Source organism: Paraburkholderia flava (assembly GCF_004359985.1).
In the GTDB taxonomy this organism is placed as follows: domain Bacteria; phylum Pseudomonadota; class Gammaproteobacteria; order Burkholderiales; family Burkholderiaceae; genus Paraburkholderia; species Paraburkholderia flava.
In genome coordinates, this window is sequence record NZ_SMRO01000001.1 from 1,795,121 (window position 1) to 1,817,549 (window position 22,429).

The 22,429-nt window shown below is 63.2% G+C and carries 15 protein-coding genes; 7 read left to right on the plus strand and 8 right to left on the minus strand.

All coding sequences use genetic code 11. From position 1 onward, the window contains the following. The 3 genes from E1748_RS08005 to E1748_RS08015 form a co-directional block, all read right to left on the minus strand. Complete coding sequence (locus tag E1748_RS08005; RefSeq protein ID WP_133646560.1) at positions 1-1,131, minus strand: aminotransferase; 1,131 nt, start codon at positions 1,129-1,131, stop codon at positions 1-3. A 220-nt stretch (positions 1,132-1,351) separates the two neighbouring features. Then, on the minus strand, positions 1,352-1,792 hold the full coding sequence (locus E1748_RS08010) for a nuclear transport factor 2 family protein (protein WP_133646561.1): 441 nt from the start codon (positions 1,790-1,792) through the stop codon (positions 1,352-1,354). A 30-nt stretch (positions 1,793-1,822) separates the two neighbouring features. Next, entirely contained in the window at positions 1,823-3,844 is a 2,022-nt protein-coding gene (locus E1748_RS08015; RefSeq protein ID WP_133647295.1) for an NADPH-dependent 2,4-dienoyl-CoA reductase, read from the minus strand. A gap of 125 nt (positions 3,845-3,969) precedes the next feature. On the opposite strand from E1748_RS08015, the gene E1748_RS08020 reads away from it, so the two are divergent. Both E1748_RS08020 and E1748_RS08025 read left to right on the plus strand, forming a co-directional pair. Beyond that, entirely contained in the window at positions 3,970-4,545 is a 576-nt protein-coding gene (locus E1748_RS08020; protein WP_133646562.1) for a PadR family transcriptional regulator, read from the plus strand. Positions 4,546-4,739: 194 nt separating this feature from the next. Further along, the gene (locus E1748_RS08025; protein WP_133646563.1) at positions 4,740-6,722 is read left to right on the plus strand and encodes a gamma-glutamyltransferase family protein; all 1,983 of its coding nucleotides are present in this window, start codon (positions 4,740-4,742) and stop codon (positions 6,720-6,722) included. Positions 6,723-6,792: 70 nt separating this feature from the next. Here the strand turns inward: E1748_RS08025 and E1748_RS08030 are convergent, their stop codons facing one another. The 3 genes from E1748_RS08030 to E1748_RS08040 form a co-directional block, all read right to left on the minus strand. Further along, positions 6,793-9,243 (minus strand): phosphocholine-specific phospholipase C, encoded by a 2,451-nt coding sequence (locus E1748_RS08030; protein WP_133646564.1) that lies wholly within the window; start codon positions 9,241-9,243, stop codon positions 6,793-6,795. 812 nt (positions 9,244-10,055) lie between these two features. Beyond that, positions 10,056-11,762, minus strand: a complete 1,707-nt coding sequence (locus E1748_RS08035) for a long-chain-fatty-acid--CoA ligase (RefSeq protein ID WP_133646565.1) — start codon at positions 11,760-11,762, stop codon at positions 10,056-10,058. 160 nt (positions 11,763-11,922) lie between these two features. Next, complete coding sequence (locus E1748_RS08040; RefSeq protein WP_133646566.1) at positions 11,923-12,846, minus strand: esterase/lipase family protein; 924 nt, start codon at positions 12,844-12,846, stop codon at positions 11,923-11,925. Positions 12,847-13,031: 185 nt separating this feature from the next. Between E1748_RS08040 and E1748_RS08045 the strand changes: the two genes are divergently transcribed. Further along, the gene (locus E1748_RS08045) at positions 13,032-14,060 is read left to right on the plus strand and encodes an AraC family transcriptional regulator (RefSeq protein ID WP_133646567.1); all 1,029 of its coding nucleotides are present in this window, start codon (positions 13,032-13,034) and stop codon (positions 14,058-14,060) included. A 278-nt stretch (positions 14,061-14,338) separates the two neighbouring features. Continuing rightward, the gene (locus E1748_RS08050; protein WP_240766408.1) at positions 14,339-15,859 is read left to right on the plus strand and encodes an FAD-dependent monooxygenase; all 1,521 of its coding nucleotides are present in this window, start codon (positions 14,339-14,341) and stop codon (positions 15,857-15,859) included. Between the two features lie 5 nt (positions 15,860-15,864). Here E1748_RS08050 and E1748_RS08055 read toward each other — a convergent pair whose 3' ends face one another. After that, entirely contained in the window at positions 15,865-16,824 is a 960-nt protein-coding gene (locus tag E1748_RS08055; protein WP_133646568.1) for a helix-turn-helix domain-containing protein, read from the minus strand. Between the two features lie 137 nt (positions 16,825-16,961). On the opposite strand from E1748_RS08055, the gene E1748_RS08060 reads away from it, so the two are divergent. Continuing rightward, positions 16,962-17,861 carry a DMT family transporter gene (locus E1748_RS08060; protein WP_133646569.1) on the plus strand — a complete coding sequence of 300 codons (900 nt, stop codon included), beginning with the start codon at positions 16,962-16,964 and terminating at the stop codon, positions 17,859-17,861. Between the two features lie 275 nt (positions 17,862-18,136). On the opposite strand, the gene E1748_RS08070 is transcribed toward E1748_RS08060, so the two are convergent. Then, positions 18,137-19,591, minus strand: a complete 1,455-nt coding sequence (locus E1748_RS08070) for an MFS transporter (protein WP_133646571.1) — start codon at positions 19,589-19,591, stop codon at positions 18,137-18,139. A gap of 149 nt (positions 19,592-19,740) precedes the next feature. On the opposite strand from E1748_RS08070, the gene E1748_RS08075 reads away from it, so the two are divergent. Continuing rightward, the gene (locus E1748_RS08075; RefSeq protein ID WP_133646572.1) at positions 19,741-20,637 is read left to right on the plus strand and encodes a LysR family transcriptional regulator; all 897 of its coding nucleotides are present in this window, start codon (positions 19,741-19,743) and stop codon (positions 20,635-20,637) included. 260 nt (positions 20,638-20,897) lie between these two features. Further along, positions 20,898-22,361: an esterase-like activity of phytase family protein gene (locus E1748_RS08080; protein ID WP_133647297.1), complete on the plus strand. Its 1,464-nt coding sequence runs from the start codon at positions 20,898-20,900 to the stop codon at positions 22,359-22,361. The last annotated feature ends 68 nt before the right edge of the window (positions 22,362-22,429 follow it).

Here is a 22,429-nt window from a genome sequence, read left to right on the forward strand (position 1 = left end):
TCACCGGGCAGCGGGATAAGCAGCGAGAAATTCCGACGTGCGCGCGAGCCCAGCTTCAAGCACGTCGCGGCTATTCGTATAGCCGATGCGCACGTAGCCTTCCATATCGAGCGCGCTGCCCGGCGTGAACATCACGCCGGTCTTTTCGAGCAGCGCCACGCAGAAGTCACGCGACGAAACCGGCAGATCGACGCGCACCAGCGCGGTCGTGCCGGACTTCGGCTTCACGTACGACAGCACCGGCTCTTTCGCGATCCACGCGTCGAGCAGCGCGAGGTTGGTCCGCAGGATGTCGTGATTGCGTTCCAGCAGCACGCCACGGTTTTCCAGCGCGATCGACGCGAACAGATCGTTGAGCATGCCGACGCTGATCGTGTTGTAGTCGCGATGAATCTGCACGCGATGGATCAACTCGACGGGAGCGACGATCCAGCCGACCCGCAGCCCCGCGAGCGACCACGTCTTCGACATGCTGCCGGTGCCGATGCCTTTTTCGTAGAGATCCGCGATCGACGCGGTGAAGCCGTTGCCGTGCTGGTCGGTGCCGCGATAGACCTCGTCGCACAGCACCCACGCGCCGCAGCTGCGCGCGATCTCGACGAGCGCTTCGAGGAACGCCCGGTCCATCAGCGAGCCGGTGGGGTTGTTCGGGTTGTTGATCGAGATCATCCGCGTGTGCGGCTTGATCATCTTGCGCAGCGCGTCGAGGTCGGGCAGGAAGCCGTCTTCGGGGCGCAGCTTCAGGATCTCGACCTGCGCGCCGTAGCTCTCGGGAATCGAGTAATGCTGCTGGTAGGTGGGCAGCACGGAGATCACGTGATCGCCGGGTTCGACGAGCGTTTCATAGACCAGCGCGTTCGCGCTGATCGCGCCGTGCGTGATCAGCACGTTCGGCACCGCCTGCTTCTCGTACAGCGACGCGACGTTCGAGCGCAGCCGTTCGGTACCGTCGATCGCGCCGTAGGTCAGCTTCATCGGCAGGATGTCGGCGAGGATCGCGTCCTTCTTGCCGGCGAGATCGAGCAGTTCTTCCACCGTCAGCGACTCGACGCACGTCTCGGCGAGATTCAGCTCGCAATGGTTTTCGTACTGGTCCATCCAGCGCTCGACACCGAATTCCCTGATCTTCATGACCTCTGCCTCTCCGGTTGAACACGCGCACCACACGGTGCGTGTCCGGATGAGTATAGACGAAATGTCTCAAATAGACGAATCGGAATAAATTCGTCCGTAGCAGAGTGACGGGGCGGGGCGATGGATTTTCGGCGGACCTGCCAGATCTCCGGTAGCGGAAACATGCGTCCGGCCCAGAGGTCCCGAGACGCATGCGGTACTCACAGTGTCGTAGCCGTCAGGACGTAGCCTTATAGGCGGGCAGGAACTGCGCGAGGCGCGCACCCATCTCGGCACCCAGCAACTGAAGCGCATTGAACGGCCGGATCATGACCTCGAATTCGACGATCAGGCCGTCTTCGTCGAAGCGAATCATATCGATGCCCTTGAGGTGTTTGTCCTGCACCCTGGCGCTGAACTCGAGCACGACATTGAGCCCGTCGCTGCTGCCGAACTGGCGGTGATAAGTGAAGTCCTCCAGGATAGTCACGACGGTCTGTAACGCCATGAGCAGCGCAGGTGCGGGCGCGTAAGGCTTGAACGCCATCGGTGAACGGAAGACGGCATCCGGGTGCACGATGGAACTCAATGTGCTGAGATCCCTGGACTTGATCAATCGGTGCCACGTCTCAAGCGAAAGAGCGACTGCCGGCTGAAGGCCGAGGTCTACTGGATTCATGGGAACTCCGTTCTCAGTGCAAAGGGGTGGTTAAAGTACGGCAGCGAGCGTGGTGCCCTGACGAATGGCTCGTTTGGCATCCAGCTCGGTCGCCTCGGCGGCGCCGCCGATCAGATGCACGCTATGGCCGGCAGCCTGCAACTGATCGGCAAGTTCTCGCAGCGGTTCCTGCCCCGCGCAGATCACCACGTTATCCACGGCGAGCGTTCGGGATTCTCCATCGACGGTCACATGCAGTCCGTCATCGTCGATGCGCCGATAGTCCACCGACGAAACCATGTTCACGCCCCGCGCCTTCAGGGCCGTTCGGTGAATCCAGCCGGTGGTCTTGCCAAGACCGTCACCGACCTTCGAGGTCTTGCGTTGCAGCAGATGTACCGAGCGCGCAGGCGGTTCCGCACAGGGCCGGGTGAGTCCGCCGCGCGCGGCGTAGGTCGTATCCACGCCCCACTCGGCGAAGAACTTCCCGGTGTCGAGGCTGGCGCTTTCTCCGTTGTGCACCAGATATTCGGCCACGTCGAAGCCGATCCCTCCCGCACCGACAATCGCGACGGTACGTCCCACATGACTGCCGTCGCGCAACACGTCGAGATAGCCCAGCACTTTGGGATGATCCGCACCGTCGATCGACGGACGGCGCGGTTCCACTCCTGTTGCAATCACCACCTCATCGAAGTCCCGTTGCGTCAGGAGATCTGCTGTCGCGCGCGTATTGAGGCGTAGCTCGACACCGGTCAGTTCGATCTGGCGACGAAAGTAACGCAGCGTTTCGTGGAACTCCTCCTTCCCCGGCACCTTTTTGGCAATGTTGAACTGTCCGCCGATTTCGGTCGCTGCCTCGAACAGCGTGACGGCGTGGCCACGCCCGGCAGCCGTTACCGCGCATGAGAGTCCGGCCGGCCCTGCACCCACGACGGCGATGCGCTTTCGTTGGCTGGCAGGTCGAATGACGATCTCGGTTTCGTGACACGCTCGTGGATTGACGAGACACGACGTCACCTTGCCGGCGAACGTGTGGTCGAGGCAAGCCTGATTGCAGCCGATGCAGGTGTTGATCTCGTCGGCGCGGCCCTCGCGTGCCTTGCGCACGAATGCGGCGTCGGCCAGGAAGGGACGCGCCATCGACACCATGTCGCAGGCACCGTCGGCCAGCAACTGCTCGGCGAGTTCGGGTGTGTTGATGCGGTTCGTGGCAACCAGCGGAACGGAGACCTTCCCCATCAGCTGTTGCGTGACCCACGTATAGGCGCCGCGCGGCACTTTGGTGGCAATCGTGGGAATGCGCGCCTCATGCCAGCCGATTCCCGTATTGATGATGGTGGCCCCGGCGTGTTCGATGGCCTGGGCAAGCTGGATCACTTCCTCCAGCGTCGAGCCGCCCTCGACCAGATCGAGCATCGAGAGGCGGTAAATGATGATGAAGTTGGTGCCGACGCGTTCGCGTACCCTGCGTACGATCTCCAGCGGAAAACGGATGCGGTTCTCGTAGCTGCCGCCCCATCGATCCGCGCGATGGTTGGTTCGCGCGGCGATGAATTCGTTGATGAGATAGCCCTCCGAACCCATGATTTCCACGCCGTCATAGCCCGCGTGCTGCGCCAGTGCGGCGCAGCGAACGAAGTCCCCGATCGTTTCCTCTACCTCGTCGTCGTCCAGTGCGTGAGGCCTGAACGGATTGATGGGCGCCTGCAGCGCGCTAGGGGCCACCAGTTGCGGTTGATAGGAGTAGCGGCCGAAGTGCAGGATCTGCATGGCGATCTTTCCGCCCTCCGCGTGGACCGCCCCGGTGACCAGCCGGTGCTTCGCGGCTTCGTCTTCCGTTGTCAGCATCGCGCCGCCGTGCATCGGACGTGCGCGTTCGTTCGGCGCGATGCCGCCCGTCACGATCAAGCCGACTTCTCCGCGTGCCCGTTCGGCGTAAAAAGCCGCCATACGCTCGAAGCCGTTCGGTGCCTCTTCCAGGCCGACGTGCATGGAGCCCATCAGGACACGATTACGCAAGGTGGTGAAACCCAGGTCAAGCGGGCGCAGCAGGTTGGGGAAGCATTCCATGATCTTTATGAAACTGGTTGCATAGATGGGATCCGATAATGCAACCAGTTTCACAAACGATCAAATGAAATGTATAGTTTTAGAGGACATCCTTTACCGTCAGCCCAATTCTCCATTCCCGTCAGATGTCGCTCCCTCATGCGTTGCTTACGACACTCGTCGAACGGTCCTGTTCCGGCTCGGAACTCGCGGCTCGCTTCGACAAGTCGATTGGTTATTTCTGGAACGCTACACACCAGCAGATTTATCGCGAGCTGGCTCGACTGGAAGAGTCGGCGTTGATCGAGTCGTTACCTGAGGAGTCGACGCGCGGCAGGAAGCGCGCGTACAGAATCCTGCAGGCGGGGCGCGACGAACTGAAGCGATGGATTCGCATGGAAGAGGAGCACACGCCGTTTCGCCATGAGTTTATGGTTCGGCTGCGAGCAGAAGCTGTTGTCGGGCCCACCGGGCTGGACAAGGAAATTCGGCGTCGCATCGCGGCGCATACCGAAAAGCTCGCGCAGTACCGGGAGATTGAAAAGCGTGACTTCCCCGTCGAGCCGGACGACCGCGAAGCGGCGCTGCAGCTTGTCGTGTTGAGGGCAGGGATCGGCTACGAAAGCGGCTGGCTTGATACGCTGAATGCGGCGCTGGCCGCGCTTCAGAAGCCCACGCGCAGAGCCAGATCGACGTCATCCCGCCGGGGATCCAGAGCGTAGTTTCCCGGCATGGGGATAGGGGTTGAGAGAACCTGAAGGGTGCGTCAATCGCGATAAGCGGGACTTGGGTCGTGGCCATCACGCCCGCGTCATGTAGGCAATACGAAAATTTTCCGATTGCCAATTGCAATAATTCGGGAAACCATAGCCCGACGCGTCTTTCCTCACGCCAACCCGACAACCACTCTCAACCGATGAACAAACCAACGATAACGCCGTACGTGTCCGCTCTGCTCGCGGCGACACTGATGGCTGCCTGCAGCGGCGACGACATCAAGAACGACGCCGGCCCCGTGACCACGCCCGACGTCAGCTGCCAGGCGATCGACAGCAGCGGCTCGACCGTCGTGGTCGGTTCGAGCCAGCCGGGCGACCCGTCGCTGCCCGAAGCGGCATCCGGCTACCGCACCGGCCTCAAGCCCGTCTACGCGAAAACCTACATGGTCGCGACGTCGAATGCGTACGCGAGCGCGGCCGGTTGCGCGGTGCTGAAAAAAGGCGGCACCGCCGCCGACGCGGCCGTCGCCGTGCAGGCCGTGCTCGGGCTGACCGTGCCCGAGGCGACGGGCCTCGGCTCCGGCGGCGTGCTGCTCTACTACGACGCAAGCAAGAAGACCGTCGACGCCTACGACGGACGCGAAACGGCTCCCGCGGCATCGACCGAAAACTATCTGCGCTATGTCGACGACACGACCGATCACTCGACGCCGGTGCCCAGCGCGCGCGCGAGCGGCCGCTCGATCGGCACGATCGGCGTGCCGCGGCTGATCGAGAAGCTGCAGCAGGACCACGGCAAGCTGCAATGGAAAGACCTGTTCGGCGACGCGATCAATCTCGCGACGAACGGCTTCCCGATCGGCGGGCGTCTGGCAGCCGCGATTTCGTCGAACGCGACGAGCCTGAAGCGCGATCCCGAAGCGGTCGCGTACTTCTTCAACGCGGACGGCTCGCCGAAGGCGCTCGGCACGGTGCTGAAGAATCCCGCGTACGCGCACACGCTGACGTTGATGGCGCAGAACGGCGCGAACGCGCTGTACACCGGACAGATTGCGCAGGACATCGTCGCGAAGATCGCGGTCACGCAAGGTGCCGACGGTTCGCCGATCACGCCGGGCAAGACCACCGTTGCGGATCTCGCTGCGTATCAGGCGAAGCGACGCGATCCGGTCTGCACGACGTATCGGACGTACTGGGTGTGCGGGATGCCGCCGCCGTCGTCGGGTGGGATTGCGGTCGCGTCCGCGTTGGGCATCCTCGAGAACTTCGATCTGAAGTCGTTGAAGCCGACGGCGATCGATCTCGAAGGCGGCAAGCCGACCGTCGCGGGCGTGCATCTGATCACCGAAGCCGAACGGCTCGCGTACGCGGACCGCGACAAGTACGTCGCGGATACCGACTTCGTGCCGCTGCCTGGCGGCACGTGGGACACGATGCTCAACAAGCCGTACATGAAGACGCGCGCCGCGCTGATCGATCCCGCGAAGAGCATGGGCACCGCGCAGCCCGGCAACCTCGGCGCGGTCCCGCTCGGTGTCGACCACACGCTGATCGAGCACGGGACGAACCAGTTCACGATCGTCGATGGCGAGGGCAACGTGCTGAGCGCGACGACGACCGTCGAGTCGAGCATGGGTTCGTTCCACATGACCAACGGCTTCCTGCTGAACAATCAGCTGACGGACTTCTCCGCGAACCCGATCGGCAGCGACGGCAATCCTGTCGCCAATCGACTCGCACCGGGCAAGCGTCCGCGTAGTTCGATGGCGCCGACGCTCGTGTTCGCGCAGGCCGCCGACGGCTCCAAGGGCGACTTCGTGATGGCGACCGGCTCGCCGGGCGGCGGCACGATTCCGCAGTACGTCGTGAAGACGCTGGTCGGTTCGCTGGACTGGGGGCTCGACGCGCAGCAATCGGCGGGGCTGGTCGACTTCGGCGCGAGCAACAGCCCGACGACGACGATCGGCGGCGAGCATCCGAACGTCAACATCACGGACAACGGCACGCACGATCCGTTGATCGTCGGACTGACCGCGCTCGGTCATACGGTGTCGACGTCGGCGCAGTCGAGCGGCGTCAACACGGTGATGCGGGTGCAGCTGGGGCAGTCGGTGGTGCTGCAGGGCGGGACCGATCCGCGTCGCGAGGGTGTCGTGCTCGGCGATACGTTCGCGCGTTGATGTGTTGATGCGTTGATGCGAAGCGGCCCTCGTCGAGAGGGCCGCTTGCGTTAACGCATGTCGTTGCGCGCTAGAGGCTCAACGAGATCGGACCGACGAGTCCCTTGTAGCCGTCATCAAACAGATACCACACGTCGTACTGACCGGACGGCAACGCGGTGTTGCCGCTTCGGCTCGTCAGCGTCACCGATCCGGCGCTCTCTGGTGCATAGGCCCAGGCGAGCGACGCAGGCGAGCCGCTCGGCTTGACGCCCTTCTTGTAGACGCCGACCCAGTTCTTCGGGCTATGCAGCCACGGCGGCGCGACGTAATCGAAACGCAGCGTCGCGTAGGTCGAGCCCTGGATTGCGAGCAACGGAACGAACTGGGTCGTGTTGCCGATCGCCGGGTCCGTATAGAGCGTGCCGGTTTGCTGTTGCACGCAGCCTGCGATGCGCCGGAAGAAATTCACGTCGTCCGCCACGCGGATGCTCGCGTCGTACCAGCCCGCGTTGCCAAGCCACGTTACGTTGGTAGACGTGCCCGCCGCGACCGTGACCGCCGTGAACGGATTTTTTCCGTACGCGTTGTCGGTCAGCTGGAACGTGGCCGGTTGAGTGCCCGTGGTGTTATCGAGCGTGAGACGAACGTTGCCGTTCTGCACGTCGTAGCACGCGTTGATCTCCGCATGAGCGCCCGTCGTTCCCGCCGAGCCGATACTGCCGCGAAATTCCTGCAGGAAGCCGTTCGGTCCGGAGACGGAGAAATCGTAGCTGCCGTCGGAATTCATCGCGAACGTGTCCTGCAGGCTCGCACACCGGTTTGCCGACGCTGCGATCGTGTAGTGCGACGGCGTATTCGCCGAATTGCCCGATCTGACCTGCAGGCTCACGCCGGCCTGTCCGGTGTTGGTGAACGTCAGCGATAATTTTTGCGTGCTCCGGTTGGCCTGACCGGCGACAAAGAACTCATACGGCAGCCTGCACGCGACACGCTGGTTGACCGGCTGTGTCGGCATCGTCTGCGTGCTGGGCGGGAACGCACCGACCACGGGCCCACTCGGATTCATGTTGCTGGCTGCTGCCGCGATCGACGGTGCGGACGAATCCGATGCGGTGAAATCGAACGCCGACGTCATGTCGCCGCAAACCGCGCGACGCCATGCGGTGATGTTCGTCTCCAGCAGCGGCGCCGCTGTCGTGCTGAAGCGCGATTCGATGAAACGGATCACCGACGTGTGATCGAACACTTCCGAATTGACCTTGCCGCCCTTCGACCACGGCGACACGACGATCATCGGAACCCGCGGCCCGAGCCCGTACGGCGCATCGCCCGACAGCGAACCATCCGATGCCGCACCGCTGCTGCTGTAAAACTCCGAGGCTGTGCTGACGTTGGATTTACCGTTCGTCGACGTAGGCGGCACCGGCGGTGGCATGTGATCGAACAGGCCGTCGTTCTCGTCGTAGGTGATGAGGAACACGGTGCGTGCCCAGACGGCGGGATTCGACGTCAGCGCGTTCAGCACGTTATTGACGTACCACTCGCCGCCGCTCGGCGCCCATGACGGGTGCTCGCAATACGCGTACGGCGCGACGATCCACGAGACCTGCGGCAGCGTGTTGTTGGTCACGTCGTTCTGCAGTTGCGTGAAGAGGCCGACGTCGTACTCCTTGCCTTGTCCCGTGGGATCGATCTGCGTGCCGTTGAACGCAGGGGACAGCGGATCGTTTGCGCCGAGATTCTGATACTGCGTGAAATTCAGCAACGGGTTGTCGCCGTAATTGCCGTTCCACCACAGATCGGTCGACCCTCCGGTCGGATACTCGCCGACACCGCTCTTCGCGTCGAGCCCCTGGCCCTTGTCCTGATAGACCTTCCACGTAATACCGGCTTTGTTCAGCCGCTCCGGCAGCGTCTTCCAGTTATAGCCCGACGTGCTGTTGTCGACGTGAGGCGACGAGCCCGCGACGTTGCCGCAGCTACCGGTCCACAGATAGATGCGGTTCGGGTCCGTCGGCCCGAGCATCGAGCAGTGGTAGTTGTCGCAGACCGTGAAGGTCTGCGCGAGCGCGTAGTAGTACGGGATGTCCTGGCTCGTGAAATACGCCATCGTCGATGAGCCTTTCGCGCTCACCCAGCTGTCGTACCAGCCTTTGTTCCATGCGCTGTGTGTCGACGTCCAGTCGTGTGCGAGGTCTGCGTAGTAGACATCGGCGTTCGTCGGCGCCGACGACGTCGGCCTGAACGGCAACACGTTCGACTGATACCACGCGGGATAGCCGCTCGGCAAAACGACGGGACGCGGATCGCCGAAACCGCGCACGCCGGGTACGTTACCGAGGTAGTGATCGAACGAGCGGTTCTCCTGCATCAGGATCACGATGTGCTGCACATCCTGGAGCGTGCCGGTGGGACCGGCGGCGGGGATCGACTGGGCCCTGAGAATGCTCTCGGGCAACAGGGTTGCGGTGGCCGATGCGCCTGCGAGCTTCAGGGCATCGAGCATGAACTGACGTCGGGACGAGGTTTTTTTTAGCATGATTTCTCTTTAGCGCGAATCGCAATCCGGGCTCACGATGTCGTCGACGCGCGCGTGCGTGTGTGCGTTGCGCGCACATACGGCACGTCGGACAGTGAGACTTCGTTGGCGTTACGAACAAGCCGACGCGCAGTGGTAGACCGGCGTGGTCGACGTTGAAGCGTTGGCCGTTGTGCCGCTCGATGCGGGGGATGCGGCATTGCCGTTCGCCTGCGATGCCGCGGCAGAAGACGAGCTGCCGACCGCTGCGGTTTGCGAGTCGCCGCCACACGCGCTGAGCGAGCCGCACAGTAGCGCGGCGAGCATGCACGCAACGTGCGCGCGTAGAAGTCGCGGATGTCGTCTGCGATGCGCGGACGTTCCCGTTCGTGATGAGTTTTTTATTGCCATACTCCTCCCTGTCATCGCCAATCAAGGACTCTGTTTGTTATCTTGGAAATGCATGCATCGTGTCGCGGCCAATTTCGCGAAAGCTGAAATGCGGATCAAGCGGAGATTCAAGCGTGAGAAGCGATCGCTCAAACATCTGGGTGTTGTGCGACACCTAAGTTTTAGATCTGCCGTGTCAATGTCGTACGACTCAAACCCGCCATCTTTCTGCCACAGCGCGACCTTCTAGCTATCTTGAAAAGATGCTGTGCATCCCGACTGATTCTATGGCGACAATCGTGACGGTTTTACGATGGTGGCGTCGGTAATTCGACGTGGACGGACCCAGTAGAACTTGTCTTCTGGATTGAGCGTGGCTCAGTGATGCAGAATCAATTGAAGGGGCGACAGCGATCGCTCTCTACCCCTTTGCCTTGCGCTGTTTAGTGATTGAGCGCATCCCGAATACGGGTTGGCGTTTTCTCGTCGCGCAATTCGCGGCGCAGGATCTTGCCCACGTTCGACTTGGGTAATGCCTCACGAAATTCGATGTGGCGCGGTCTCTTGTATGCGGTCAGTTGCTGACGGCAGTACTCCATCAGTTGCTCGACGCCGAGCGAATGGTTTCTTCGGACGACGAAGAGCTTGACTGCCTCCCCGGAGTGTTCATCGGGAATGCCGATGCATGCGCATTCCAGAACGTCCGGATGGGAAGACACCACAGCTTCGATTTCGCTCGGGTACACGTTGAAGCCGGAGACCAGGATCATGTCCTTCTTCCGGTCCACGATCCTGACGAAGCCGCGTTCGTCCATCACGCCGATATCGCCGGATTTGAAGAAGCCGTCATCGGTCATCACGCGCGAGGTTTCTTCGGCGCGATTCCAGTAGCCCACCATCACCTGCGGCCCGCGAATGGCGATCTCGCCGCGCTCGCCAATCGGTAGAGGCTGGCCGGCGTCGTCCAGAATCGCGATGTCGGTCGATGAAACCGGCAGACCGATCGTCCCGGTGAACGCGTCGAGCGTGGCCGGGTTCAGGGTTGCAGTGGGAGACGTTTCGGAGAGGCCGTAACCTTCGAGGATCGGGCAGCCGGTGGCCTCCATCCATTTTTCGCTGACGGCTCGCTGCACGGCCATACCGCCGCCTAGCGCGATCCGCAGTCCGGAGAAATCGACGCGCGAAAAATTCTCGTCGTTCAACAGCGCATTGAACAACGTGTTGACGCCGGGAAAGAAGTGGATGCGATGCTTCGACAGTTCCCGCACGAAACCCGGAATATCGCGAGGATTCGGAATCAGGATGTTCATCGCACCCCAGCGCGCGCCCATCAGCATGCACGCACTGAGCGCGAGGATGTGATACAGCGGCAGCGCACATACGGTCACCAGCGATTCGATCTTCGGCTCCCGATCCAGCGCCGGACGACTCCACGCATCGTTCTGCAGAATGTTCGCGATGATATTGCGGTGACTCAGCATTGCGCCTTTGGACACACCCGTCGTGCCTCCCGTGTACTGCAGGAACGCGAGATCGCGATGGCCAAGCACGACCGACTTGAACGGTAGTCGAGCCCCTTCACGCAGCACCTGCCGGAACTGCACGGAACCCGGCAAGCGATAAGGCGGCACCAGCTTCTTGCGCTTTCTGACGACGAAGTTGGTCAGCGCCCCCTTCACCGTTCCCAGCAGATCGCCGATCGCCGCGACCACGACGTGCCGGATCCGCGTACGCCCGATTACCTGCTGCAGCGTCGTCGCAAAGTTTTCCAGAATGACGATGGCTTCCGCGCCCGAATCCTTGAGCTGATGCTCCAGCTCGCGCGGCGTGTACAACGGGTTGACGTTCACGACGACAAACCCCGCCCGCAGAATGGCTGCGACGGTCACCGGGTACTGAAGCACGTTCGGCATCATCACCGCGACGCGCGCGCCTTTCAGCAATCCCTTGCTCTGCAGCCACGCACCCATGCCGCGCGAATGCGCATCGAGTTCCGCGTACGTCATGGTTTTACCCATGCAGACGTACGCGTTGCGGTTCGCGAACATCCGGAAAGACTCGCTGAGCAAATGCGACAAAGACGGATATTGCGCTGGATCGATTCGTTCCGGCACGCCGTCCGGATAGGAATCCAGCCATGGTTTATTCATAGTAAGCCTGATTAAAAATACTTCGGCGCGCCATGGCGGCGCGCCGCGATTTCATGCGTTGCATTCGATGTCAGAGGCGAGCGGTCTACGATGCGGCGATGCCCGCTCTACGCCCCCTCGCTTGCGAAATCCACGCCCTGGTCAAACGGTTCGAATTTTTTTACTGCGCAGGCCAAGGGAACGCGATAGTGCAATTCGGTGCCTTTGCGGTCGTCGGACTGAGCGCATTCTTGACCAGCTGGATTGCGACGTTGTCGTAGGAGAGGTCCGCGTGGTCGACCGCGTCGAGCGGGCAGTAGGATTGCACGTACTGGTTGGTCACGCCCGGTTCGTTGATGAACGACGAGCCCACCGGCGTAACGACGAATTCGTTTTTGGTCTCGATGATCGTGTAGGCAACACCCGGCTGGGCGATCGGGCCGCTTACGAGCTGCTGGATCATCGGCGAGCCGCTTTCCTGGTCGCGACAGGCCGGGCAGGCCGTGCCGACCAGCAGATTGGCACCGGGGAAGACGGAAGCCAGCAGGGCCAGGCCGTCGAGCGTCGTGCCGTGGGTGGTCGGCGACAGCGCGACGAGGCTATGGATGTACGACGCACCGCCAAGTACCTTCGCATAGTATTCGGTCAGCATCCCGCCCTGCGAGTGCCCGACCAGATCGACCCTGGTCGCGCCGGTCTTCCCCAGCACCTGCTGCACGTAGCCGGCGAGCTGCGACGCGGACGAGACCGCTGAACCCGTCGCCTGAATCAGCGCGTTGGGAGCGCCGCCGTAATTGAAGGTGTACACGCAGTAGCCGGCGTTGGCCAGCGACGGTGCCAGGGCGCCGAAATCGTCTTTCATCACGGAGAACGTGCCGTTCACCAGGATCACCGGATAGGGATGCTGCTTGAGGCTGCACGACTCCAGGTTGGCACCGGCGGGCGCGGCTGCCGGATCGGGAAGCGCGTCGACCACGCCGGCGACGATATTGGGCGCCACCGGATAGGTTCCGGCGAAGGCGGGAACGGCAACCAGTGCGTTAGCGAGAGCGGCGATCGACAGCAGATTGCGCAGGCGGGGTAAGCAGAACGAATATTGACGCATGTCCCATCTCCTATATTTTTCGTTTAAGTCTCATGTGTCGAACACCGCTGCGTGGCTGAAGGAGCGTCGGTCAGCGGGTCGATCCGCTACGAAGATTCCCTCTAGCAGGCGTCGCGTGTCTTGACAGCGTTTGCCGCGCCATTGTGAAATCGCGCCACAAGAAGCGATGGAAGGCAGGGAGCGTTATGGACGTGATCGATCAGAAACAGGCCGGCACAGTGGCAGGACACTACGTCGGCCTGCTGCTGGATTACCTGCGCTCCCGCGGCCATTCTCCGGAGGCGCTTTTCGGCTCGGCATGGGTCGCCGGAGTCGAATCCGTGGAGGTGTCGTCACGGCTGACGGCGGGGGAGTACTTCGGCATTCTGGAACGGGCCGTGGCCGCTACCGGCGATCCCGACCTGGGCTTCCACGCGGGTGCTCTCATCGCGCCGCGACATCTCGGTGTCGTGGGGTATGTGGTGATGTCCTGCGCCAGCTTGATGGAAGCGCTCGCGCAATACGACCGCTATGTGCGGCTGGTGCATGGCATTGGCCGGCCGTTGATGGTGCGGCATGGCGATCGTGTTGAAATGCCGCTCGACTGGTCGGGTGAGTCGACGCCACCGCCTGCGTTCGCGCAGTTGATCATGACGACGCGGGCGCGCATGGGCCGCCTATTGATCGGTCGGGAGACTGCGCCGATGGACGTCGATTTCCAGTTCGCGACACCGCGCGAGGCCGGTGCGTATCAGCGCTTCTTCGGCGGCAAGGTGAACTTCGGTGCGGCACAGACCAGGCTGACGTTTGCCGCGGAGTATCTCGAGTCGCCCGTGATTATGGCGAGTGCGGAGATGGCTCGTGTCATCGGCGCGCAGGCGGAAGCGCAGATGAGGCAACTGGCCGATGAGCCGGAGTTCATGCACGCGCTCAAGATCATGCTGACCCAGGGTCTGACGATGGGCCGCGTCGGCGCGGCCGACGTCGCACAGCGGATGGGAATTTCGTCGCGCACGCTTCACCGGCGTCTGTCCGCGTGTGCGTATGTGTTCCGCGATATCCTGGACGACGTGCGTCGTGAACGTGCGGAGTCTTATCTCGCGTTGTCGCAGCACTCGCTTGCGGAGATCGCGTTCATGCTCGGGTACACGGAGCAAAGCACTTTTCAGCACGCGTTCAAACGTTGGACTGGGACGACGCCGCAGCAGTATCGGGCGGGCTTGAGCCGGAAGTAGGATTGTGCCGATTGTGCCGATTGCGGCGACTGGTTTAGCCTGTCTCGATCGCCGACTGATCGAGTTTGCTGCAATAGATCGCGGATTCCATCAGCAACGTTAGTGCGATGTCGGGCGGCAGCACATGCTTGACGTCGTGTATCGGGCGAGTCGAATGGACCGCGTACCGCGCGCCGATAACTTCAGTATACCGTGCCCCCCAAGGCTTGCGGCAAGACCCGGGGCGTGCAGTAGCATCGCTGACTGTTGCCGGAACCGGCGGAACGCGGAGTCACGAAATGGACGCTTCGATATCGACCGATGGATCGCCCGTTGCCGGGCTCGAGCCCGCGATGAACCGGCACGCAGTCGTGATTGCCGGAGCGGGTCCGACGGGTTTGATGCTCGCGGGCGAACTGGCGTTGGCGCAGGTGGACGTCGCGATCGTCGAGCGGCGCGAGAGTCAGGACCTGATGGGCATGCGGGCGGGCGGTCTGCACGCGCGCACCATCGAGGTGTTCGATCAACGCGGCATCGCCGAGCGGTTTCTCGCACATGGGCAAACGGCGCAGGTTGCGCGCTTTGCCGGCGTCAAGCTGGACATCGGCGATTTCCCCACTCGTCACAACTACGGGCTCGCGCTCTGGCAGAGCCACATCGAGCGCATCCTCGCCGAATGGGTCGCCGAAAAGCAGGTGCCGATCTATCGCGGCTGCACCGTGACGGGCGCCGTGCAGGACGACACTGGCGTCGACGTCGCGCTATCCGATGGACGGCTGCTGCACGCGGACTATCTCGTCGGATGCGACGGAGGACGCAGCGTCGTTCGCAAGGCAGCCGGCATTGCGTTTCCCGGATCGGATCCGACGATCAGCAACCTGATCGCGGAAGTCGAGCTGACTGGTGAGCCCGAGTGGGGCATCCACCGCGACGCGATCGGCACGCATTCGTTCAGCCGGATCGACGATAGTGATCGTGTGCGTGTCCTCGTCACCGAGCTGCATGCGACCCATACCGGAGAACCCACGCTGGACGATCTGCGCGACGCGCTCATCGCCGTGTACGGGACCGACTACGGCGTGAACAACCCCACATGGCTCTCGCGATTCACCGACGCTACGCGACAGGCAGCCGCGTATCGCGCGGGACGGATGCTCGTCGCCGGCGACGCTGCACATGTGCATCCGCCGGACGGAGGGCAGGGTCTGCAGACCGGCATTCAGGACGCGGTGAATCTGGGGTGGAAGCTCGCGCGTGTGGTCAACGGCACGTCGCCGGACAGTCTTCTCGATTCCTATCACGCCGAGCGTCATCCGGTCGCTGCGCGTGTGTTGCGCAACACGATGGCGTCGATCGTGCTGCGTCGCGAAGACGATCGCACGAGCGCGTTACGCGACGTCCTCGCCGAATTTCTCGCGATGGACGAGCCGCGCAAACGGTTCGCCGCGACGCTGTCAGGGTTGGATGTTCGCTACGATTTCGGCGGTGGACATCCGCTGCTCGGGCGTCGGATGCCGGATCTCGATCTCGTTACAGCCGATGGGCCGCTGCGCGTGTTCACACTGCTGCACGATGCGCGTGCGGTGCTGATTAATTTTGGCGGGCGGGGCAGTTTCGATATCGAGCCGTGGGCCGATGACGTCCGGCTCGTCGATGCAACATACGCCGGGACATGGGAGCTTCCTGCGCTTGGGGCGGTTCCGGCTCCTGAGGCTGTGTTGGTTCGACCGGACGGATACGTCGCGTGGGTGGGTGATGCGAAGCGGGAGGGGCTTGCGGATGCGTTGGCTAAATGGTTTGGAACGGGAGTAGAGACGTAGGGGTCTCAAGCCGCCTCAATCACCTGCACAGCCTGCCGAAACGCCGCCGGCGCCGCACCAAACGCCTCGCGAAACCGGTGACTGAAATGGCTGGCATCCGCGTAGCCGCATTGCGTGGCGACCTGCGCGAGCGGCAGCGCGGTGGTGCGCAGCAAAGCACGCGCACGATCGAGCCGTTGCTGTGCGATCCACGCATGCGGTGGTGCGCCGAACGACACGCGGAACATCCGCGCAAGATGGTATTCCGACAGACACGCAACGTCGGCAAGATCGCCGAGCGTGATCGACTGCGTTAAATGGCTATCGATGTAATCGCGCAGCCGGCGGCGCGTCACCGGCGACAGACCGCCCTTCAGCGCCGCACCCGTGCGATTCACGCTCTGCGACTGCAACAGCAGACTCAACACTTCGTGCGCGGTCTCGTTCGTGCGCAGACGTCCGTCCGGATCGTCCCAGCGCTCGAACATCAGCGACTGGCACAGGTTCGCGATCCGCTCGTTTTCGAAGTACGTCCGGTCGGCGAGCGTCAGTTCGCGCGGCTCGCGATCCAGCTCGCGCACCGCGCGCTGCGTGAAATGCTCGGGCAGAAAATACAGATGCATGAAGTGCATTTCACCGCGGACCCACCAGCGCGACTCGTGATCGCCGGGCAGCGCGCATAGCCGGCTCGGTGCGCCGAAACGTCCGGGCAGCTTCTGACGCTCGGTGCGGTAGCCGCCGTCCAGATAGCACGACAGCGTGTGATGGCCGGGTTGCTCGTAGACCGTTTCGGCTTCTTCGGTGAAGCGGCTCCATTCGGCAATCGCGAGATGGTCGCCGAGCCATGCGAAGCGTTCGAGCGTCGCGTTCGCGTCGCTCAGCGTATGGCAAACCGACTGCAGTCCGAACGGCGTGTCGGCGGCATCGGGTTGCGGGATCGGCGCGGAATCCGGGGGATTCGCGAGGTCGGCTGGGCGGCGGGACATGATGTTTCGCAGTATACGGCGTGAATACCGGGGCCGTACGCCGCCGAGAAAATCTGCGCAATCCTGGACAACGCGCCGTTCTGTCCGGCGCGCATAGTCGGTTTCCTTGGTTACCCCGCTTTTGCACACGCTCCATCATGAATCTGTCGCTCTACGCACTCACCGTCCTGATCTGGGGCACCACCTGGATTGCCATCAAGTGGCAGCTCGGCGTCGTCGCGCCGCCGGTGTCGATCGCGTGGCGTTTCTGGATCGCCGCCGCCGTGCTGTTCGCGCTGCTGCGCCTGATGCGCCGTCCGATCTGGCCGCCGCGCGAAGCATGGCGTTTTCTCGCCGCGCAGGGGCTCGCGCTCTTCTGCCTGAATTTTCTGTGCTTTTACTACGCGGAACAGGTCGTGCCGAGCGGTCTCGTCGCCGTGGTGTTTTCCACCGCGCCGCTGCTGAACTCGATCAACGGCCGGCTGTTCATGGGACGTCCGCTGCAACCGACCGCGATCGTCGGGGCGCTGCTGGGGCTCGTCGGCATCGTCTGCTTGTTCATGCAGCAGATGTCCGGCCACCTCGGCGATCAGGCGACGTGGCTCGGTCTCGGCATCGCGTTTCTCGGCACGCTGTGCTTTTCGGCGGGTAATCTGCTGTCGAGCCGGATGCAGTCGATGGGCCTGCACCCGATCGTCACCAACAGCTGGGCGATGCTGATCGGCGCGACGGTGCTGACGGTCGGCAGCGCGCTCGCCGGTCTGTCGTTCACGTTCGAGCCGACCGTGCGCTACCTCGGCGCGCTTGCGTACCTCGCGGTGCCGGGCTCGGTGATCGGTTTCACTGCTTATCTGACGCTCGTCGGACGGATCGGCCCGGAGCGCGCCGCGTATTGCACAGTGCTGTTTCCGATCGTCGCGCTGGCGGTATCGACGGTGTTCGAAGGCTATCGATGGTCTGCGCTTGCGGTCATCGGACTCGTGCTTGTCGTGGCCGGCAATCTGGTCGCGTTCGATTTGACGCGGCGGTTGTTTGTGCGGACTGCGGTGTCGCGTTGAACGTTGGAGGGGCGGTTAACGGCGTGGAGCGCGCACTCTCTGAAGAACGGACTCTGGCCGATGGCTAAAGCGCCAACTCCGACATAGGTGAGAGTTTTCGGGACCCGCACGCGGACGGTTCAAGCGTGCCCCGCATGCATTGAAAAGCCACGTGCCACGTGCGCGTTGCCGATCGCGTCGGCGCACGGCACAAGCACCTTTATGGCTAAAAGCACGAGCAAACGTGCTGTGTGGTGCGACCGCTTCGCGCCGCACCACGCAATGTCAGGTAGCGATCACTGAGCCGCTTCACTCCGTTTCGCCACCGCATACGCAGCCACCACCGTCGCGACCGCATAAGTCGCAAACCCCACCGCCGCCACCACCCATAACGCCTTCGACAGATGCGGTGCGAGGATCGTCGCCGCGCCCGCGATCGCGACGCCGAACAGGCTGCCCGCCTGGCGCAGCGCATTCAGTAGCCCCGACGCGACGCCCGCGAGTTCGCCGGGCACCTGCTCGAGCACGGTCGAGATCATCGGCGCAATGGACAGCGACGTGCCGCCGCCGAATGCAGCCATCGCCAGATAGACGAAGACCCACGGTGTGCGTAGTTCGAGCAGCGCGGCGATTGCGGGGACCGCTAGCGTCGCGAGACCGAGGCCGGTCGTGATCAGCTGCGTCGGCGTGAAGCGGCCGTGCAGTTTGCCCGACAGCACGTTGCCGATCGACAGGCTGCCCGCCAGCGGCAGCAGCGCGAGACCGGTCTGCCGCGCGCTGAGCCCCATGTCGCCGTGCAGATACAGGCTCAACACGAACAGCAGCCCGAAGTAACCGACGTAGACGAGCGTGCCGGTCATATTCATCGCGACGAACACGCGGTTGCGGAACCAGTGGACCGGCACCATCGGATCGTGTGCGCGTCGTTCGACGGCGACGAGCGCGAGCGTCGCGAGTGCGGCGATCAGCGCGGCCATCCACACTTCCGGTGCGGCGAGGCCGCGAGTCGGCAGTTCGATCGCCGCGTAGCACAGCGCGCCGAGTGCGACTGCGCTGGTTATCTGACCGCCCCAGTCGAAGCGTCGCGTGCGGCTACGCGTGCTGTGGCGCACGACGATCCATGCACCCACGAGTGCCGCGATGCCGGTCGGCACGTTGACGAGAAACGCGCTGCGCCAGCCGAAGCTGTCCACCAGCACGCCGCCGAATACCGGCCCGATCGCTGCCGCAACCGACGCGATTCCCGCCCACACGGAGATCGCGCGGGCACGTTCGGCGGGATCGTCGAACGTGCTGCGGACGATCGCGAGCGAAGCCGGCAGAAACAGCGCCGCGCCCATCCCCTGCATGAGACGCGCGACGACCAGCATGCCGACCGAAGGCGCGAGTCCGCACGCCGCCGACGCGCCGACGAACAGCGCAAGCCCGCTCAGGTACACGGCCTTCGCGCCGAAGCGATCCGACACGACACCGCCCGCGAGGATCAGCGCGGCGAAGCTCAGCGTGTACGCATCGACGATCCATGCAAGCCCCGCGACCGTCGCGTGCAGACTCGCGCGTAATGCGGGCAGCGCGACGTTGACGATGGTCGTGTCGAGCACGGCCATGAACATGCCGCTCGCGACCAGGCCGAGCGTGAGCCGGCGGCGCGCGGCGAGACGGCGTTCGTTGGATTCCGCGGTGAGTGAGGTGGTGAGTGAGGTGTCGAGCGGGTCGATCGCGCAGGTCGCGCAGCTCGTGGTGTCGGACATGATGGATTCCTTTTGCATGACCGATAGTCTATAAACTGGAGATGCTGCAATAAAGCAGCGATTTCGCATCATGCTGATGCAGATCTGCATCACGGCGCCTGCGCTTTTAAAGCGCGCCGCAGGCAGATGGCAGCACGGAGGATCGCCAGATGAAATCGCCGGTGAGTTCGACGCTCAACTGGGACAACGCCCGCTACTTTCTCGCGGTCGCGCGCGCGGGCACACTACGCGGCGCCGCCGCGCGTCTGCAGGTCGATCAGGCCACCGTCGGGCGGCGCATCGCTGCGCTTGAAACGGCGCTCGGCTCGCGGCTCTTTCTGCGTACGCCGGCGCTGTATGTGCTGACGCCGGCAGGCGAAGCGTTGCAGGCGCCTGCAGAAGCGATGGAACAGGCGGCGCTGCAGATCGAGCGTCGTGTCGCGGGTCTCGACGACCAGCTGAGCGGCACGATCCGCCTCGCGACCACCGATTCGCTCGCGAAGCGCTTCATCATCCCGGCCATCGCGCGCGTGCGGCTGGCGCATCCGGGCATCGACATCGTCTGCGTGACGTCGCCGCAGATCGCGAACCTGACACGGCGCGAAGCCGATATTGCGATCCGCACGCTGCGGCCCGATTCGCCCGATCTGATCGTGCGCCGGCTTGCGCAGCTGGATGCGGGCATTTACGCGTCGCGTGCGTACGTGGCGGCGCGCGGCGAACCGCGCGAAGGCGAAGCGTTCGAAGGCCACGATCTCGTGATGTACCAGCAGCCGGTGGTGCCGTCGATGTGGGACTCGCTGTGCGGCGAGCCGACGACGCGCGGGCGCGTCGTGTTCCAGACCGCGTCGACGATGATGCTGTTCGAAGCCGCGATCGCGGGCATCGGCGTGACCGAGCTGCCGTGCTTTCGCGCGGATTACGAGCCGGAGCTGGTGCGGGTGATGCCGCAGCGGGTCGAGCGTTTCGACGCGTGGCTCGTCGCGCACGCGGATCTGTACAAGACCGCGCGGATGCAGGTGTTGATCGCGGCGATTACGGAGGAGTTTGCGGCGGGGGCGCATTGAGTGCGGCACTGGGCGCGGTTCGTCGGGAGGCAATCTTCTGACGCGTTGCGGCACCTCGACGCACGGACATCGCGACAGTCTCGCGTTCAGTTTCACCCGCATGACACGAAAGTTACCGAAACTTTCCGGGTCTTTCCGCGCATGCGTCAACGCCGGCCTGTACGTCCACCTAACGATGTTCCGTCGAAAATAATCCGAAGGAGATATCCGTGCTGAAACCCAGACAGCTTGCGCTGACCGCGATCGCATCGCTTCTTGCGATGTCGGCGATGTCCGTGATGTCGAACGCTAACGCCACCGTCGATCTGATCGCGAAAGGCCAGATCAGCGGCACGATCTCCGACCTGTCGCGCGAAACGGCGGCGCCGCTCGAAAACGGCGCGCCGGGAAATCTGCTGGGCGGTCTCGGCTCGGGCATGAGCTACGCGGGCTGCAATACGTTCGTCGCGTTGCCTGACCGTGGTCCCAACGCGATCTCGTACAACGCGGCAATCGACGACACGGTGTCGTACATCAACCGCTTCGAGACGTTCCGTCTGTCGCTGTCCGCTACGCCGGCGGGTTCGGATCTGCCGTACGCGCTCACGCCGAAACTGGTCGACACAACACTGCTGCACACCTCCGACCGGCTCGTGTATGGCAACGGCGCAGCAGCCGGTGTGCCGAACGGCGCACCGAAGCTGAACCGGCAGAACCACACGAACTACTTCACCGGACGCTCGGACAACTTCGACCCGACGCATCTGTCGACGAATCCGCTCGACGCGCGTCTCGATCCCGAAAGCATCCGCGTGAGCAACGACGGACAGAGCGTGTTCATCTCCGACGAGTACGGTCCGTACATCTATCGATTCGATCGCCGCACGGGACGCCGGATCGATGTGATCAAGGTGCCCGATTCGTTCGCCGTGTCGACGCTCAGTTCCGTGGGCAACACCGAGATCAGCGCGAACACCTCCGGTCGCGTCGCGAACAAGGGCATGGAAGGGCTCGCGATTTCGCCCGACGGCAGAACGCTGTTCGGCGCGATGCAAAGTCCGCTGCTGCAGGACGGCGGCACCAATGGCGGCTTCACGCGGATTCTGCGCGTCGATCTGCGCACGGGCAGAAGCCAGCAGTTTGCGTATCCGCTCACGAATATCGGCACGTCGGCGAAGCCGAACTATCCGACGATCAGCGACGTGGTCGCCGTCAACGACCACGTGCTGCTGATGGACGAGCGCGACGGCAAGGGGCTCGGCGACGATTCGACCGCTAAATTCAAGCAGGTGTTTCGCGTCGACCTGAACGGTGCGCAGGACGTCAGCCAGGCGAGCGGTCAGGCGGGCCTCGCGCCGTATGCGGTGCAGAAGTCGTTGTTCCTCGATGTGGTCGCCGTGCTGACGTCGCACGGCTTCAGCGCGAAGGACATCCCCGCGAAACTCGAAAGCCTGACGTTCGGTCCGGATATCACGATGAACGGCGTGCGCAAGCACACGTTCCTGATCGCGAACGACAACGACTTTATCGGCACGGTCACCGATTCGAATCATCCGGCGGGGATCGACAATCCGAACCAGTTCTTCGTCTTCGCGATGGATAAGAGCGATCTGCCGGATTATGTGCCGCAGCAGTTCTCTGGCTTCCCGTTCGGCGGTGGTCAGGGATTTTTCGGCCACTCGAATGAATGCAGCTTCGTGAAAGATGGACACGACGGTCCCGGCCATTCGTGGCCGTGGCATTGATGGGTTGTTCGGGTTTTGATGTGCGCGTGGTTCGATGAACCAGAACCTGTGCGTGGCCGATGCGGTTA